13 protein-coding genes are annotated in these 13,792 nt (G+C 42.3%); 1 reads left to right on the forward strand and 12 read right to left on the reverse strand.

Annotated elements, in window-relative coordinates:
• Positions 1 to 20: 20 nt before the first annotated feature.
• Positions 21 to 782: a ferredoxin--NADP reductase gene (locus F907_RS04060; RefSeq protein WP_016652947.1), complete on the reverse strand. Its 762-nt coding sequence runs from the start codon at positions 780 to 782 to the stop codon at positions 21 to 23.
• A gap of 84 nt (positions 783 to 866) precedes the next feature.
• Between F907_RS04060 and gigC the strand changes: the two genes are divergently transcribed.
• Positions 867 to 1,751 (forward strand): LysR family transcriptional regulator GigC, encoded by an 885-nt coding sequence (gene gigC / locus F907_RS04055; protein ID WP_004663735.1) that lies wholly within the window; start codon positions 867 to 869, stop codon positions 1,749 to 1,751.
• 9 nt (positions 1,752 to 1,760) lie between these two features.
• Here gigC and F907_RS04050 read toward each other — a convergent pair whose 3' ends face one another.
• The 11 genes from F907_RS04050 to nuoG form a co-directional block, all read right to left on the reverse strand.
• Positions 1,761 to 2,468: a cold shock domain-containing protein gene (locus F907_RS04050; protein ID WP_032862306.1), complete on the reverse strand. Its 708-nt coding sequence runs from the start codon at positions 2,466 to 2,468 to the stop codon at positions 1,761 to 1,763.
• Positions 2,469 to 2,544: 76 nt separating this feature from the next.
• Positions 2,545 to 2,838, reverse strand: a complete 294-nt coding sequence (locus F907_RS04045) for a cold shock domain-containing protein (RefSeq protein ID WP_016652949.1) — start codon at positions 2,836 to 2,838, stop codon at positions 2,545 to 2,547.
• 117 nt (positions 2,839 to 2,955) lie between these two features.
• Positions 2,956 to 3,591 (reverse strand): uracil phosphoribosyltransferase, encoded by a 636-nt coding sequence (gene upp, locus F907_RS04040; protein ID WP_004663741.1) that lies wholly within the window; start codon positions 3,589 to 3,591, stop codon positions 2,956 to 2,958.
• Positions 3,592 to 3,699: 108 nt separating this feature from the next.
• The gene (gene nuoN, locus F907_RS04035; RefSeq protein ID WP_016652951.1) at positions 3,700 to 5,196 is read right to left on the reverse strand and encodes an NADH-quinone oxidoreductase subunit NuoN; all 1,497 of its coding nucleotides are present in this window, start codon (positions 5,194 to 5,196) and stop codon (positions 3,700 to 3,702) included.
• A 3-nt stretch (positions 5,197 to 5,199) separates the two neighbouring features.
• Complete coding sequence (gene nuoM, locus F907_RS04030; RefSeq protein ID WP_004663744.1) at positions 5,200 to 6,798, reverse strand: NADH-quinone oxidoreductase subunit M; 1,599 nt, start codon at positions 6,796 to 6,798, stop codon at positions 5,200 to 5,202.
• A 1-nt stretch (position 6,799) separates the two neighbouring features.
• Positions 6,800 to 8,695, reverse strand: coding sequence for an NADH-quinone oxidoreductase subunit L (gene nuoL / locus F907_RS04025; RefSeq protein WP_016652952.1), 1,896 nt, complete (start codon positions 8,693 to 8,695; stop codon positions 6,800 to 6,802).
• Positions 8,692 to 9,000 (reverse strand): NADH-quinone oxidoreductase subunit NuoK, encoded by a 309-nt coding sequence (gene nuoK / locus F907_RS04020; RefSeq protein WP_004638057.1) that lies wholly within the window; start codon positions 8,998 to 9,000, stop codon positions 8,692 to 8,694. Before nuoK ends, nuoL begins: the two co-directional genes overlap by 4 nt.
• Positions 9,000 to 9,518: an NADH-quinone oxidoreductase subunit J gene (gene nuoJ, locus F907_RS04015; protein WP_171068390.1), complete on the reverse strand. Its 519-nt coding sequence runs from the start codon at positions 9,516 to 9,518 to the stop codon at positions 9,000 to 9,002. The genes nuoK and nuoJ overlap by 1 nt, the downstream gene beginning before the upstream one ends.
• Entirely contained in the window at positions 9,518 to 10,060 is a 543-nt protein-coding gene (gene nuoI, locus F907_RS04010; protein ID WP_005273046.1) for an NADH-quinone oxidoreductase subunit NuoI, read from the reverse strand. Before nuoI ends, nuoJ begins: the two co-directional genes overlap by 1 nt.
• A gap of 18 nt (positions 10,061 to 10,078) precedes the next feature.
• Positions 10,079 to 11,095: an NADH-quinone oxidoreductase subunit NuoH gene (nuoH, locus tag F907_RS04005; RefSeq protein ID WP_004770773.1), complete on the reverse strand. Its 1,017-nt coding sequence runs from the start codon at positions 11,093 to 11,095 to the stop codon at positions 10,079 to 10,081.
• A 3-nt stretch (positions 11,096 to 11,098) separates the two neighbouring features.
• Positions 11,099 to 13,783: an NADH-quinone oxidoreductase subunit NuoG gene (gene nuoG, locus F907_RS04000; protein WP_016652954.1), complete on the reverse strand. Its 2,685-nt coding sequence runs from the start codon at positions 13,781 to 13,783 to the stop codon at positions 11,099 to 11,101.
• Positions 13,784 to 13,792: the final 9 nt, after the last annotated feature.

Genomic DNA, 13,792 nt, shown 5'->3' on the forward strand with positions numbered 1-13,792 from the left:
GACATATCCATACCATACGACTACCAATAATTCTCTACTGCAATATTACCTTCACCACGACGATTCATCGTTAAACCTCGTTGTTTAAGTGCCTCTTTTGTATCCTCAACCATCTGAGGATTACCACACAACATCACATGACTACTGGCAGGGTTCAAAGCTAATCCTGCTGCGTTTTCTAATTCGCCATTACCAATTAAAATTGGGAGTCGATCATGTAATGCGGCTTGGGGATCACGGGTAATAATCGGAATGAATTTAAATCCTGAATGCCCTTCACCAAATGATGCTGCGATTTCTTCAATACGTTCCACATAAGCCAACTCAGACTCTGTGCGGACGCTATAAACAAGATGAATATGTTTATATTTATTCCAAGTTTCAAAGTCTTGTAACATGCATAGAAATGGTGCAAGTCCAGTACCAGTCCCCAATAGCCAAAGATCTTGCGGTAAAGGTTGTTGATACCTTGCCAAAGTCAAATAACCATAAGATATTTTATCTAAATAAAGTTCATCACCGACTTTAAGGTGTTGCAAATTTGACGTAAATGCACCATCGGGAACAACAATCGAAAAGAATTCTAAAGTTTCATCAAAGGGTGAAGAAACAACAGAATAAGCTCTTACAACTAACTCACCATCAACCATTAAACCAATTCGCGCAAACTGCCCTGCTGTAAATTTAAAATGAGCGGGTCGAGTCATGGTGAAACTAAAAAGATTGTGAGCCCAACGATGAACAGATAGAACTTTTTCTACGCTAAATTTTTCAATTGACATGATTTGAACGTGGCACGAAACAGTAGGCTCATGTTAGCATGATCGAATAATTGATGGATACTCAAAACATTAAGGCTATTTAACATGCGCATGACCTTACGCCAATTGGCTGTTTTCGTGGCGGTTGCACAAGAAGGAACTGTAACCAAAGCGAGTGATGCTGTCAGACTGACACAAAGTGCAGCAAGTATGGCTTTAGCTGATTTAGAAGATGGCTTAGGTGCGCCTTTATTTGACCGTTTAGGTAAGCGTTTACAACTGAATGATTTGGGGCGTTTTTTATTGCCTCAAGCTTTAGAAATTTTAGGTCGCTGCGAATCGTTTGAACAAGCTGCTAAAGGTGAACTGCAAAGCATTGATTTACGTTTAGGTGCAACCTTAACGATCAGTGATTATTTAATGCCTGATCTCATGGCTGAATTTTTACAGCATCATCCTCAAGCCCATCTTCAATTACAAGTCGGCAATACTCGCCAAATGATTGAAGCAGTGAATCAATTTCAGCTTGATTTAGCCTTGATCGAAGGTTCTTGTCATTTGCCTCAATTACAATGTATTCATTGGCGAGATGATGAGCTTGCAGTCTGCTGTGCACCTGATCATCCTCTAGCAAAGTTAGATCGCCCAATTACACCAGCAGATTTCCATGAGGTTGAATGGATTTTACGTGAAGAAGGCTCAGGCACACGTGAAGTTTTTGACAATGCGATTTTACAAGATCTACCAGATGCTAATATCCGTTTAACCCTCGGTCATAACGAAGCAATTTTAAAAATTGTTGCTGGTGGTTTGGGCATGTCTTGTGTTTCAAGACTCGCGATTGAACCGCTGGAAGAGAAAGGTCAATTGGTTATTCTTAATACACCTTATTGGCAATTAACTCGTCCATTGTACATGTTAGTGCATCGTCAAAAATACCAAGGTCCTGGACTCAAAGCCTTTTTACATTTTTGTGAAGATCAGGTTTAAGCCCAACCTTTATCTTCCAAATTGTCGTTCACATGGTTCACCATCATTGTTTCCATCCATTTGTGTATTTGGACAATTTCTTACAAACCAACGTGCCTCTTCAAGTGATCGCATTTGAGAACAGTGAGTTCGCCCATCACAACTAAATTGGGTTTGCGCGGTGGCAGCTTGCTGTTCTAATCGTTTTTGATCATGGTGTACTGGTGGTGTTGGTATTGCTTTTAAAGCTTGCTCCGTTTTTTCAGATAACTTTACTTCAGGTAAATCACCCAAAGCCTGACGCTGAGCCTCCACAATCCTCTTTTGCTCTTCAATCAACTGCGCTGCTTTTAACCTTTGTGACTGTTGATAAGACTGATATTTTTGAAATACCAATCCCATTAGAACTGCAATAATGACCAGACCCACAATCGTAAAAGTAATCCCCTTTTTATTTAATGGAGGATTATTCGGAACCACCACGCTCTGAGTGATTTCTTTTTGAATAGTGTGATTCACCAAATCTGAATGCTTTGAATCCAGCCGTACAATATTTACAGCCTTAAACTTCCCTTTATCCTCAACCATCAGGAATTTAAGTCTTTCACCAACCTTGGGTTCGCCTGCTGCTTTGGGAAAAGCGGTAATATGAAAGAAGATATCTGCCTGCCCTTCAAGCGCTATAAAGCCAAACCCTTTTTCTGAATTATATTTTTTAATTTTACCTTCAACAAACATATTTTTTTTCTCATTTGCAGAGCTTAATAGATCAATATGGAGATCAAAAAATTCTCTCCATATTTTATCTAGATGATTAACGTCGAAAGTTTGATAACAATTCTGATGTAATCGATTCATTATGAGCCAATATTTTATTTTTTTTAGTTTTTGCAGGATTCGGATCTACTCGTTCAATTTGGACTGCTTTAAATTTTCCATTATTTTCTAGGGCTACAAATTTTACTTTTTCATTGCGTTTCGGCTCACCTTCCGATACAGGAAAATCTGAAATATGAAAAAAGATCTCGCCTTCAGCAGTTGCAATAAAACCAAACCCTTTGTCTGGATTATATTGTTTAACTTTTCCCTGATAAAATTCTTTTTTCATGACATTCACCTAATTTTGCAAGTACTGCATTTCAGTATATAAAAAAAGAGACTTTAAATCCTCCCCTGAAAACAGTACGGTTGGATTAAGTCTCTTTTTTAAGCATATTTTCAAAAATTAATCTTTTTGAACACTACCAAAAATCTTATCACCCGCATCACCAAGACCTGGAACGATATAGCCATCCTCATTCAGACCTTGGTCAATCGATGCCGTATAGATACGCACATCAGGGTGCGCAGCTTCTACTTTTGCAACACCTTCAGGCGCAGCAACCAAAACCATAACACGTATATCTTTACAACCACTTGCTTTAAGCACATCAATTGCAGCAATAAGTGAATTACCCGTTGCCAGCATTGGATCAATAATCATCGCTAAGCGATTCGCAACATCAGGTACTAATTTTTTATAGTAAGTACGAACTTCTAAAGTCGCCTCATCACGCTCTAAGCCCAAGACACTCACTTTGGCACTTGGGATCAAGCTCAGTACGCCTTCAAGCATACCAATTCCAGCACGGAGAATCGGTACAATGGTAATCTTCTTACCAGCAATACGTTGAGTCGAAACTTTACCTGCCCAACCATCAATTTCATGATCGACAACAGGAAGATCCTTAGTTGCTTCATAAGTGAGCAACATCGTGACTTCTTGCGCCAATTCACGGAAGTTCTTTGTGCTAATGTCTGAACGGCGTAATAAACCAAGTTTATGACGAATAAGCGGATGGCGAATTTCTTGAATCGACACGAGTAAGTACCTAACTAATATTAATCTTTGAGTATTATAGAGTGTTTTTTTACTCTTCATTAAAAAAAGCCCCCAAATTTTGGAGGCTTTTTTGTACAAATCAAATCATTATTGTTGTTGAGATAACATGAAATGTAATGGAGAAAGAATTTCTGACTTCAATGCCAAATTGATCATTGGATCTGGGTATATACCAAGTAATAATACAAGCAATGCTGCACCAAGTACCATGATACCACCAACTTTAGTTCCCCAATGTGCATCAGCATCAATACGAGGTGTTTCTGGTGGTGTCATATACATCACCACCATGACACGTAAGTAGTAATACAAGCCAATACCACTTCCGACAACGACCATTGCAGCCAAGAACCAATGTTGAGTTGTTACAGCAGCCATTATCACAAGGAATTTACCAATAAAACCTGCAGTTAATGGAATCCCTGCTAATGACAACATCATCACGGTTAATGTTGCAGTCAAGATCGGACGACGCCAGAACAAACCACGGTAGTCTGCAAGACTTTGTGCTTCATCAACGTTGTTATATGGACTAGACATTAACGCAACTGCACCAAATGCACCGATTGTGGTGAGTACATAAGTAATCACATAAACCGTTACACTGCCTAAACTTGCATAAGTCATACTAATCAAAGCAATCAACAAGTAACCAAAGTGTGCAATTGATGAATAACCAAGGATGCGTTTTAAGTTAACTTGACGTACTGCAAGTAAGTTACCGACCAAAATTGATAACACAGCAATGACTGTCAAAACAGTCACTATTGATTCAACTAAGATTGCACCAGAACTTAATAAGTAACGTACAAATAAACCAATCGTTGCAACTTTGGCAGCTGTAGCTAAGAATGTCGCCATAGGTGCTGGTGCACCTGCATACACATCAGGCGTCCATTTATGGAATGGTGCAAGTGAAAGCTTAAATGCAACAGCAAAGATAATGAGACCTAAACCTAATAGCACCATTGGTTGCTTGATCGCAGTCATCAAAGCTTCAACAGAATCATAGAATGACAATGAACCTGTATACGCATAGATATATGCCATACCCATCAACAACATCGCAGATGCAGTTGCTGAAAGTACAAGATACTTAATTCCCGCTTCTAAAGATTGGCTACGTTGATGCGTGTAAGCCAACATACCATACACAGGAATTGACATTAACTCTAAGCTAATGAAGAAAGAAGCATAATGAGAACTTGCAACCAATAACATTGCACCTGCTACAGAACAAAGTAACAAGATATAAAGTTCTTCACGATTATCTTTATACGTTTCAATGTAGGCATGTGAAAGCGTACTACAAGCCAAAGCAGCAATCAAAATCAGGAATTGGTAGAGCATGGTAAATGGATCAACCATAAACATGCCCATCACGTTCGCAGGAACAAAGTGCCCGCTAAACATGGTATATGCAATTAGAATTGCAGAAAGGTTTAGACCCACAACTGTCGTTGTTGCTATCAGGTTATGATTACGTTTAATCGCAATCAATAACATCACAACAACTGCAGTCAATGCCACAATCATCGCTGGGGCAAGTGGCATAAGCTCAGAAAAAGAAAGTGTGAAGTTCATGGTTTATCGCATCTCCACTTGTTCAAGTTGAGTCGCAGTCTGCTGAACAGTTTCGACAACTTCTTGTACTGGCATATAACTATTGACTAACCACTGCATACTTGAATGTGACATATCCAAGAATGTCTGTGGGTAAAGTCCTAACCAAAGTAAACCAATCACACAGATCATCAAAATACTAACTTCACGTACTGATAAATCTTTCAGTGGACTCGTGTAGTGTTGCTTTTGTTCAGCATTTGGTTCACCAAAAAGTGCTTTGTGAATCAGAATCAGACCGTAAAGACCTGCAAATACTAAACTTACTGCAGCAATGATGGTGAAGGCTGGATAAGCTTTAAATGAACCCATAAGAATCAAGAATTCACCAATAAAGTTACCTAGACCAGGTACACCGACAAGCGCTGCAACAAAGAACATCAGGAAAAATGGCAAGTATTGCAGTTGGCCACGAAGACCACCCATTAAACGTAAATCACGGGTATGTAAACGTTCATACACTTGACCAGACATAATGAACAATGCAGCAGATGACAAGCCATGTGCCAACATCATGATCATCAGACCTTGGAAAGTTAGAATATTACCTGCGTAGATTGCAAGTAAAATGAAACCCATGTGTGAAATAGACGTATACGCAAGCAGACGTTTCATGTCTGTTTGTTGGTAAGCTAAGAATGCACCGTAGAAAATACCAATTAAACCCAAAATGATTGCAATATCAGCAAACTGAGCTGACGCTGCTGGGAAGAATGGAATGACGAAACGAAGTAGACCGTACGCTGCTGTCTTAATCAAAATACCAGCCAAGTCCACAGAACCCGCTGTTGGTGCTTGTGCATGCGCATCAGGTAACCAACCGTGTAATGGGAATACAGGTAATTTAACTGCAAAACCAACAAAGAAACACAACATAAATGCATATGCAACTTCTGGTGGTAAGTGGTTTGCAACAGCCAATAAGTAGCTGTAATCAAAACCAATCATACCTGTCATCATATATCCATAGACCACTAAGCCTAAGATACCGATTAACATAATCAAACCAGCAATTTGTGTATATAAAAAGAATTTAGTTGCAGCATAAACACGTGAACGACCATTTGATCCTGAGTGTCCCCATAACGCAATCAAGAAATAGATTGGTACAAGCATCATCTCCCAGAAGAAGAAGAACAAGAATAAGTCAATTGCAAGGAATACACCGATAACCCCACCTAAACTCCAAAGGAGGTTTAAGTGGAAGAAACCAACATTCTTTTGAATTTCACCCCATGAACAACCAACAGCAAGCACACCAAGTAACGCTGTAAGTAAAACCATGAGTAGAGATAAACCATCCACAGCCAAGTGAATGCTGATCCCTAAAGTCTGAATCCATGGGAGATGGAATTCAGCAGCCCAAGTTGGGACTTTACCGCCCAACTCGTAGCTATATGTACCAGTTTGCCATAGTGCAATACCCAAACCAAAGGTAATGAGCATACCAATCAAGGCAATCCAGCGTGGCAAATGTTGGTCAAATTTATCAACCAACCAACAAATAAAACCAGCAATGAAAGGAACTAAAATCAGTGCGGGTAAAATTAAATTGTTTTCCATTTTATTTCCCCACAACCTGAATCACGATCAAGATCATCAATAACACCACTACACCGAGTGACATGCTTGATGCGTATTCACGCAATGAACCTGTTTGACGCGAACTTGTAAAGCTATTACCACCTTTCACAAGTGCAGGTAGCACTAACCATAAACCATCAATTGGATCACGACCTAAAATTTTCGCAATCAATAAATATGGTTTTACAAAAACGATGTCATACAAAGCATCAAAACCAAATGCGGTACGGCAAATATGCGCTAAACCAGAACCCAAAGACGTTTGAGCAAATGATTTAACCGCACCATACGCAAAGGCAAATAAGAAAATACCAACAACCAAACCAACAAGGGCAACACCACTTGCTAAATGTTCTGCATGTGCAACGGCTTCTTCTAAAGCTTCAGGAACAACAAAGCTTGGAATACTTGCAGCAGTCAATAATTTCGCAACAGGTGCTTGTAAGAAATAACCAATACCTGTTGATAAGGTCGCAAGAATTGCAAGCGGTGCCCAGTAAGTCACGCCATGAATGGCATGTGCATGGGTTTTTTCTTCGCCAAAGAATACCACCCAGATTAGACGGAAAGTATAGATAGACGTTAAGAATGCACCCGCGACACCAACCCAGTACAACGTATTATAAAGTGGAAGGTTTGCAATCGTAGACTGTGCATATACTGCACCTAAAATCGCATCTTTAGAGAAGAAGCCAACTGTTACGATTGGAAGTGCAGCTAATGCGCCACCACCGATGACGAAACACCAGAATACAAATGGAATCTTTTTACGTAATCCACCCATTTTGAAAATGTTTTGTTCGTGATGACATGCAAGAATTACGGCACCCGAAGAAAGGAACAATAACGCTTTGAAGAATGCGTGAGCAAGCATATGGAACAAACCAGCTTGATACGCCTCAGCACCCACTGCCATAAACATATAACCGAGCTGACTCATGGTTGAGTAAGCCAAGATACGTTTGATATCGGTTTGAACCAATGCGGCAAAACCAGCTACAAGTAAGGTTACTGCACCTGTAATCGAGATGAACTGCATTACTTCTGGTGCCATTTCCATCACAGAGAACATACGGCAGCATAGGTAGACGCCCGCTGTCACCATCGTTGCAGCGTGGATCAATGCAGATACTGGTGTAGGACCAGCCATCGCATCAGCTAACCAAGTTTGTAATGGAATTTGCGCTGATTTACCTGCTGCACCTAAGAACAACATCAATGCGGTCCAAATCGACAATGATGAGCTTTGCGTCATCACACTCGCTGCATGTTCAACAATGTACTGTGTATTCAACGTACCAAACTGTTGATAGAGCAAGAACAATGCGATGAGTAAGAAAACATCACCCACACGTGTTACGGTGAATGCTTTGATTGCTGCCCAACCATTTGCAGGGTTTGAGTAGTAGAAACCAATCAAGAGGTATGAACACAGACCTACGCCTTCCCAACCTAAGAACAATAACGCCAAGTTATCGCCAAGTACCAACAACAACATGCTGGCAACGAACAGGTTGAAATAAGAGAAGAAACGTGCGTAATCTTCTTCACCACGCATATACCATGATGCAAAGATGTGAATCAGGAAACCAACACCTGTGATCATGCCAGTCATCAATAATGACAAACCATCGAGGTGCAAGCTGATGCCTGGCTCAAAACCGCCAACACTGAACCACGTCCATAAGTGTTGAACAAAAACAGTTTGGCCACTGCTAGTAAATGCAAGGCCAGCGATTAAAGCAAATAAGGCAGATAAACCAACTGAACCGACACCAATAATGGCAGCGACATTTTCAGACAGTTTGTTACGCCCTGCCGCTAACAGGATAAAACCAATGAGCGGGAATAAAACGGTTAAATATAATGTACTCATCCGCGCATCTCACTAGCAGCATCCACATCCAAGTGATGGAAGCGATGATAAAACTGAAGGACGATCGCAAGACCAATACACGCCTCTGCCGCAGCAAGCGTTAGGATCAAAATGAACATCACTTGTCCATCTGGTTGAGCCCAAACACTACCTGCCAAAACAAATGCCAATGCAGCAGCATTCATCATCACTTCAAGGCTCATTAGCATAAATAATAGGTTGCGTCGCACCATTACACCGTAAAAACCGAGTGCAAAAAGGATGGTTGCAACAATCAAACCATGTTCTAAAGGGATGTGTCCCATTATTCTTTATCCTCTTCTGCACTTGGTTCACGTTTGCCAAGGTGATATGCAGCAACTAAGGCTGCAAGCAATAACATCGCGGCAACTTCTACCAATAATAGATAGTGAGTAAATAATGCTTGACCGACTGCTTTAGGACCTACAATTTCTGTACCTAATGGTGCAGAAATTGTGGTGTATTCTCCACCCAACATCCAAACCAAAACCAAGCCCAATAAGAAACTCATTAATGCAGGATATGCCCATGCATCAGAAGTTAACCATTTACGTTCTTGTTCAACCGTGTCTTGTCCAAGGTTCAACATCATGACCACGAAGACGAACAACACCATGATTGCACCAGCATAAACAATAATCTCAAGTGCACCCGCAAAAGGCGCTCCCACGATCATGAAAATACCAGCAACAGCAAGAAGCGAAACGATCAAACTTAACAGTGCATGCACAGGGTTCGTATTCGTTACAACACGAACCGTCGAAACGATGGCCACAAGTGCCATCAAATAAAATGGCCACATCATGGTAATAAGCTCCGTACATCAACAGGTGCACTTTCTTTCTGTGCTTGACCTTTTTCTTTGCCGCTTACAGCCATACCAGTTACACGGTAGAAGTTGTAGTCAGGATATTTGCCCGGTCCAGAAATGAGTAAGTTTTCTTTTTCATAGACCAAGTCTTGACGTACATATTCACCCAGTTCGAAATCCGGGGTCAGCTGAATCGCTGTGGTTGGACATGCTTCTTCACACATCCCGCAGAAAATACAGCGTGAGAAGTTGATACGGAAAAATTCTGGATACCAACGTCCATCTTCTTTTTCCGCTTTTTGCAATGAAATACAGCCCACTGGACAAGCAACCGCACATAGGTTACATGCCACACAACGCTCTTCACCATCTGGATCACGCGTCAACACGATACGACCACGGTAGCGTGGTGGCACAATTTGTTCACCTGGTACTTCTGGATATAAAATCGTGTCACGTTTACGTGTGACATGGCTGAACACCATCCACAATGAACGTACAATCGATCCGAATCCAGCTAGAATTTTATACATTTTGTACTCCCTGCTGTCCTAGGCCTGATTCATCAGAATCACAGCACCAGTCACTAACAAGTTGACCAACGCCAATGGCAAACAAACTTTCCAACCAAAGTTCATCACTTGGTCATAACGTGGACGCATTAACGAACCACGTGCCAAGACAAACATCATTACGAAGAATGCTGTTTTAATGATGAACCAGAATAATGGTGGAACAAATGGAATTTCTAAGTTAAATGGTGCAAGCCATCCACCGAAGAATAAGGTGACGATCAAGGCAGAGATCAATACCACGTTGACATATTCCGCAACGAAGAACATCCCCCACTTCATACCACCATATTCAACATGGTAACCTTCGGCCAATTCTTGCTCAGCTTCAGGTTGGTCAAATGGATGACGATGCGTTACTGCAACACCGGCAACAACGAAGATCAGGAAGCCTAAGAATTGAGGAATGATGAACCACATATCACGTTGTGCTTCAACAATCTCTCGCATGTTGAATGAACCCGCAATCGCAACCACACCCATCAACGAGATACCCAAGAACACTTCATAAGAAATGGTTTGAGCGGCAGAACGAAGACCACCGAGTAATGAGTATTTGTTGTTAGACGCCCAGCCACCAAATAACACTGCATAGACTGCGATACCCGCCATTGCCATAAAGAACAATAGACCGATACTCATATCCGCAACGCCCAATGTAGGACTTACCGGGATCACCATAAACGAAAGTACCGCAGTTGCCATCGCAACTGCTGGTGCTAAACGGAACGTGAGCTTATCAGCAAACTTTGGTGTCCAGTCTTCTTTGAACATGATCTTGAGCATGTCGGCAACGATCTGGAACATACCGCCAGGACCAACACGGTTTGGACCGTAACGGTCTTGCCATAATGCCAAGAGACGACGCTCAATAAATGACATTAACGCAGCAACCAAAACCACCACCAGCAAGATCACAATGGCTTGAATCACTGAATAAGCGATTGGCCAGTTCTCAGCCCAAAGTGGCGTTTGACGTATAATTTCTTGATTCATGAATTACACTCCTACCGCCACAGACACAGGCTCTGCCAATGAAACTGTTGGTGCTAAACCAATTGGATAACCGATATAGCCTGTTGGTAAATATTCGATCACTTGTACCGGTAAGCTGATGCTGGTCTCTCCCGCTTGCACGGTAATACGTTGACCATCCTGAACATTCAAGCGAGTCGCATCTTGCTCACCCACCGCAAACATGGCTTCAGGAATACGCGATTCCATCGCTGGTGTTTTAATGGTGAATTCACCAGAACCAAAGATATGGTGCATTGGCACAAGACGGAAGCTTTCAGGGTTCACCACCACAGCGGTTGGTGCAACATAGCTACGTGCAGGACGTTTTGCTAAACGATCGAATAAACGGATACCTGAATCACCACCTTTTAAGTGACCACCCACTTCATCTTGGTATTTGTTCCAAGCTTGTGGTGAGTGCCAGCCTGCAGACCATGCGAAAGGCACCAGTGAAGATGCAGTCTGAGTTCCGACATAACCTTCCATCGAGAACGTCAATGCTGAATCCGGATCAGTCGGCTGTTTCGGTTCGTGAATCGATAACGGCGCACGAATTGCAGTACGGCCTGAATAACGACGTGGTTCACGCGCAATCTTCAAGCCGTGGATACGGTAACCCGCATCTGGTGCAACATCTTCGATTGCTGCAAGTACCGGTACATTCTTGACGATGTCTTCAATCACATCATCCAGCAATGTCCAATCGACTGCTTTGCCTTTAAGACCTGTCTCAATGGCATGTAACCAGCGCCAAGATTCTTTGATCGCATATTCTGGCGTGTAGTAGCTTGGGTCATACACTTGGTAGAAACGTTGTGCACGGCCTTCTTGGCTCACGACAGTACCATCACCTTCGGCAAAACTTGCTGCTGAAAGTACGATATCTGCAAGTTTCAAGGTTTCAGTTTCGCTATGATCCAATACGATCACAGTTTCAGCTTTATCTAATGCAGCTTTGACTTGTGCCACTGGTAAACGACGGGTTAAGTCATTTTCAACCACAACCACAGTATCAAAGTCTTGTGCAAATGCTTGTTCTAGACTTAAGCCACCGAACAATGCCAAGCCCATTGAGTTCACTTCAGGAACAGTCAATGACAAGCCTGCATTTGCACCAAGGTTCTGCGCAACTTGTGCCGCAGCTTCCATAATTGCAGGATCTTGTAAGCTGGTGCCCGAAATAATCAATGGCTTTTTCGCAGCTTTCAAGGTGTCCGCAATGGTTTGCGCAAATGCTTTAGCATCATCCGCTAAACCAGAGAGTGCTTCGCCTTTCACCGCAGCAGCAACTGCAAAACCTAAACGTGCGATATCATTTGGCGATGCAACCACTTCACCTGTTGCCACATCCGCTAAACGCGTTTGCGTTGCAGCAAGGATATAGATTGGTGATTTTGCATCTTGACCGATACGTTGTACCGGTTCAGCCAACCAGTCTGGCGTACGTGTTGCAGCAGCCATTTCTTTGGCTTTGTTTTTCGCAGCTTGGCGAACTGATAAAGCCATACGTGGCGCAGTTTGAGTTAAGTCTTCACCCAAGATCAATACTGCATCATAGCTTTCAATTTCACGCATGTTCGGGTTATAGATACCCTGTGTTTGCATGATTGATGCGGCTAACTCAACCAAGTTCTGCTCTTTTTGAGACATCCCTATTGAGTAGTTGTCTTGTCCAACCAATTCACGCAGTGCGTAGTTTGATTCCAAGCTTGCGCGTGGAGAACCAATTCCTAACACTTTCTTGCCTTTCAGCTGTGCAATCACTTGATCAAGCGCCTGATCAACGCTTACGGTTGCAACAGTTTCACCATTGCGGAACTGTGGTTGACGTGGACGATCTTCACGGTTCACATAGCCTGTACCGAAACGACCTTTATCACACAGGAAGTATTGGTTCACAGAACCATTGAAACGATTTTCAACACGACGGATTTCGCCATAACGCTCACCCGGAGAGATGTTACAACCTGAAGAACAGCCGAAACATACGCTTGGCGCATATTGCATGTCCCATTTACGGTTATAGCGTGCTGAATGGGTCTTGTCGGTAAATACACCTGTTGGACACACTTCAGTCAAGTTACCCGAAAATTCAGATTCTAAAGTACCTGATTCTGGGCGACCGAAGTAAACACGTGATGCATTGGCATAGACACCAAAGTCCGTACCACCGGCATAGTCTTTGTAGTAACGCACACAACGGTAGCACGCGATACAGCGGTTCATCTCATGCGCAATAAACGAACCCAACTCTTGGTTATAGTGAGTACGTTTAGTAAAGCGGTAGCGACGACGATCGTGTTGCGTCATCACCGTCATATCTTGTAAATGACAGTGACCACCTTCTTCACAGACTGGACAGTCGTGTGGGTGGTTCGTCATCAAGAATTCAACAATCGACGCACGGAAATCCGTTGCTTCTTTGTCTTCAATCGAAATATAGGTATTGTCGGTCGCAGGTGTCATACATGACATCACCAGACGTCCACGTGTGTCCTCAGGATTCGCATACTGAGTCACCGCACATTGACGACAAGAACCAACAGAACCTAAGGATGGGTGCCAACAAAAATACGGGATGTCGATGCCAAGGCTGAGACATGCTTGTAGCAAGTTTTCTGAGCCGTTGACTTCATACGATTTTCCATCGACATGAATTGTAGCCATAGTCGAATT

This window comes from Acinetobacter colistiniresistens (genome assembly GCF_000413935.1).
GTDB lineage: Bacteria > Pseudomonadota > Gammaproteobacteria > Pseudomonadales > Moraxellaceae > Acinetobacter > Acinetobacter colistiniresistens.

What these genes read in the sequence shown, in the direction of transcription:
- F907_RS04060 (WP_016652947.1), bottom strand. Translation starts at nt 782, where the DNA reads ATGTCAATTGAAAAATTTAGCGTAGAAAAAGTTCTATCTGTTCATCGT.
- gigC (WP_004663735.1), top strand. Translation starts at nt 867, where the DNA reads ATGCGCATGACCTTACGCCAATTGGCTGTTTTCGTGGCGGTTGCACAA.
- F907_RS04050 (WP_032862306.1), bottom strand. Translation starts at nt 2,468, where the DNA reads ATGTTTGTTGAAGGTAAAATTAAAAAATATAATTCAGAAAAAGGGTTT.
- F907_RS04045 (WP_016652949.1), bottom strand. Translation starts at nt 2,838, where the DNA reads ATGAAAAAAGAATTTTATCAGGGAAAAGTTAAACAATATAATCCAGAC.
- nuoN (WP_016652951.1), bottom strand. Translation starts at nt 5,196, where the DNA reads ATGAACTTCACACTTTCTTTTTCTGAGCTTATGCCACTTGCCCCAGCG.
- nuoM (WP_004663744.1), bottom strand. Translation starts at nt 6,798, where the DNA reads ATGGAAAACAATTTAATTTTACCCGCACTGATTTTAGTTCCTTTCATT.
- nuoL (WP_016652952.1), bottom strand. Translation starts at nt 8,695, where the DNA reads ATGAGTACATTATATTTAACCGTTTTATTCCCGCTCATTGGTTTTATC.
- nuoK (WP_004638057.1), bottom strand. Translation starts at nt 9,000, where the DNA reads ATGGGACACATCCCTTTAGAACATGGTTTGATTGTTGCAACCATCCTT.
- nuoJ (WP_171068390.1), bottom strand. Translation starts at nt 9,518, where the DNA reads ATGTGGCCATTTTATTTGATGGCACTTGTGGCCATCGTTTCGACGGTT.
- nuoI (WP_005273046.1), bottom strand. Translation starts at nt 10,060, where the DNA reads ATGTATAAAATTCTAGCTGGATTCGGATCGATTGTACGTTCATTGTGG.
- nuoH (WP_004770773.1), bottom strand. Translation starts at nt 11,095, where the DNA reads ATGAATCAAGAAATTATACGTCAAACGCCACTTTGGGCTGAGAACTGG.
- nuoG (WP_016652954.1), bottom strand. Translation starts at nt 13,783, where the DNA reads ATGGCTACAATTCATGTCGATGGAAAATCGTATGAAGTCAACGGCTCA.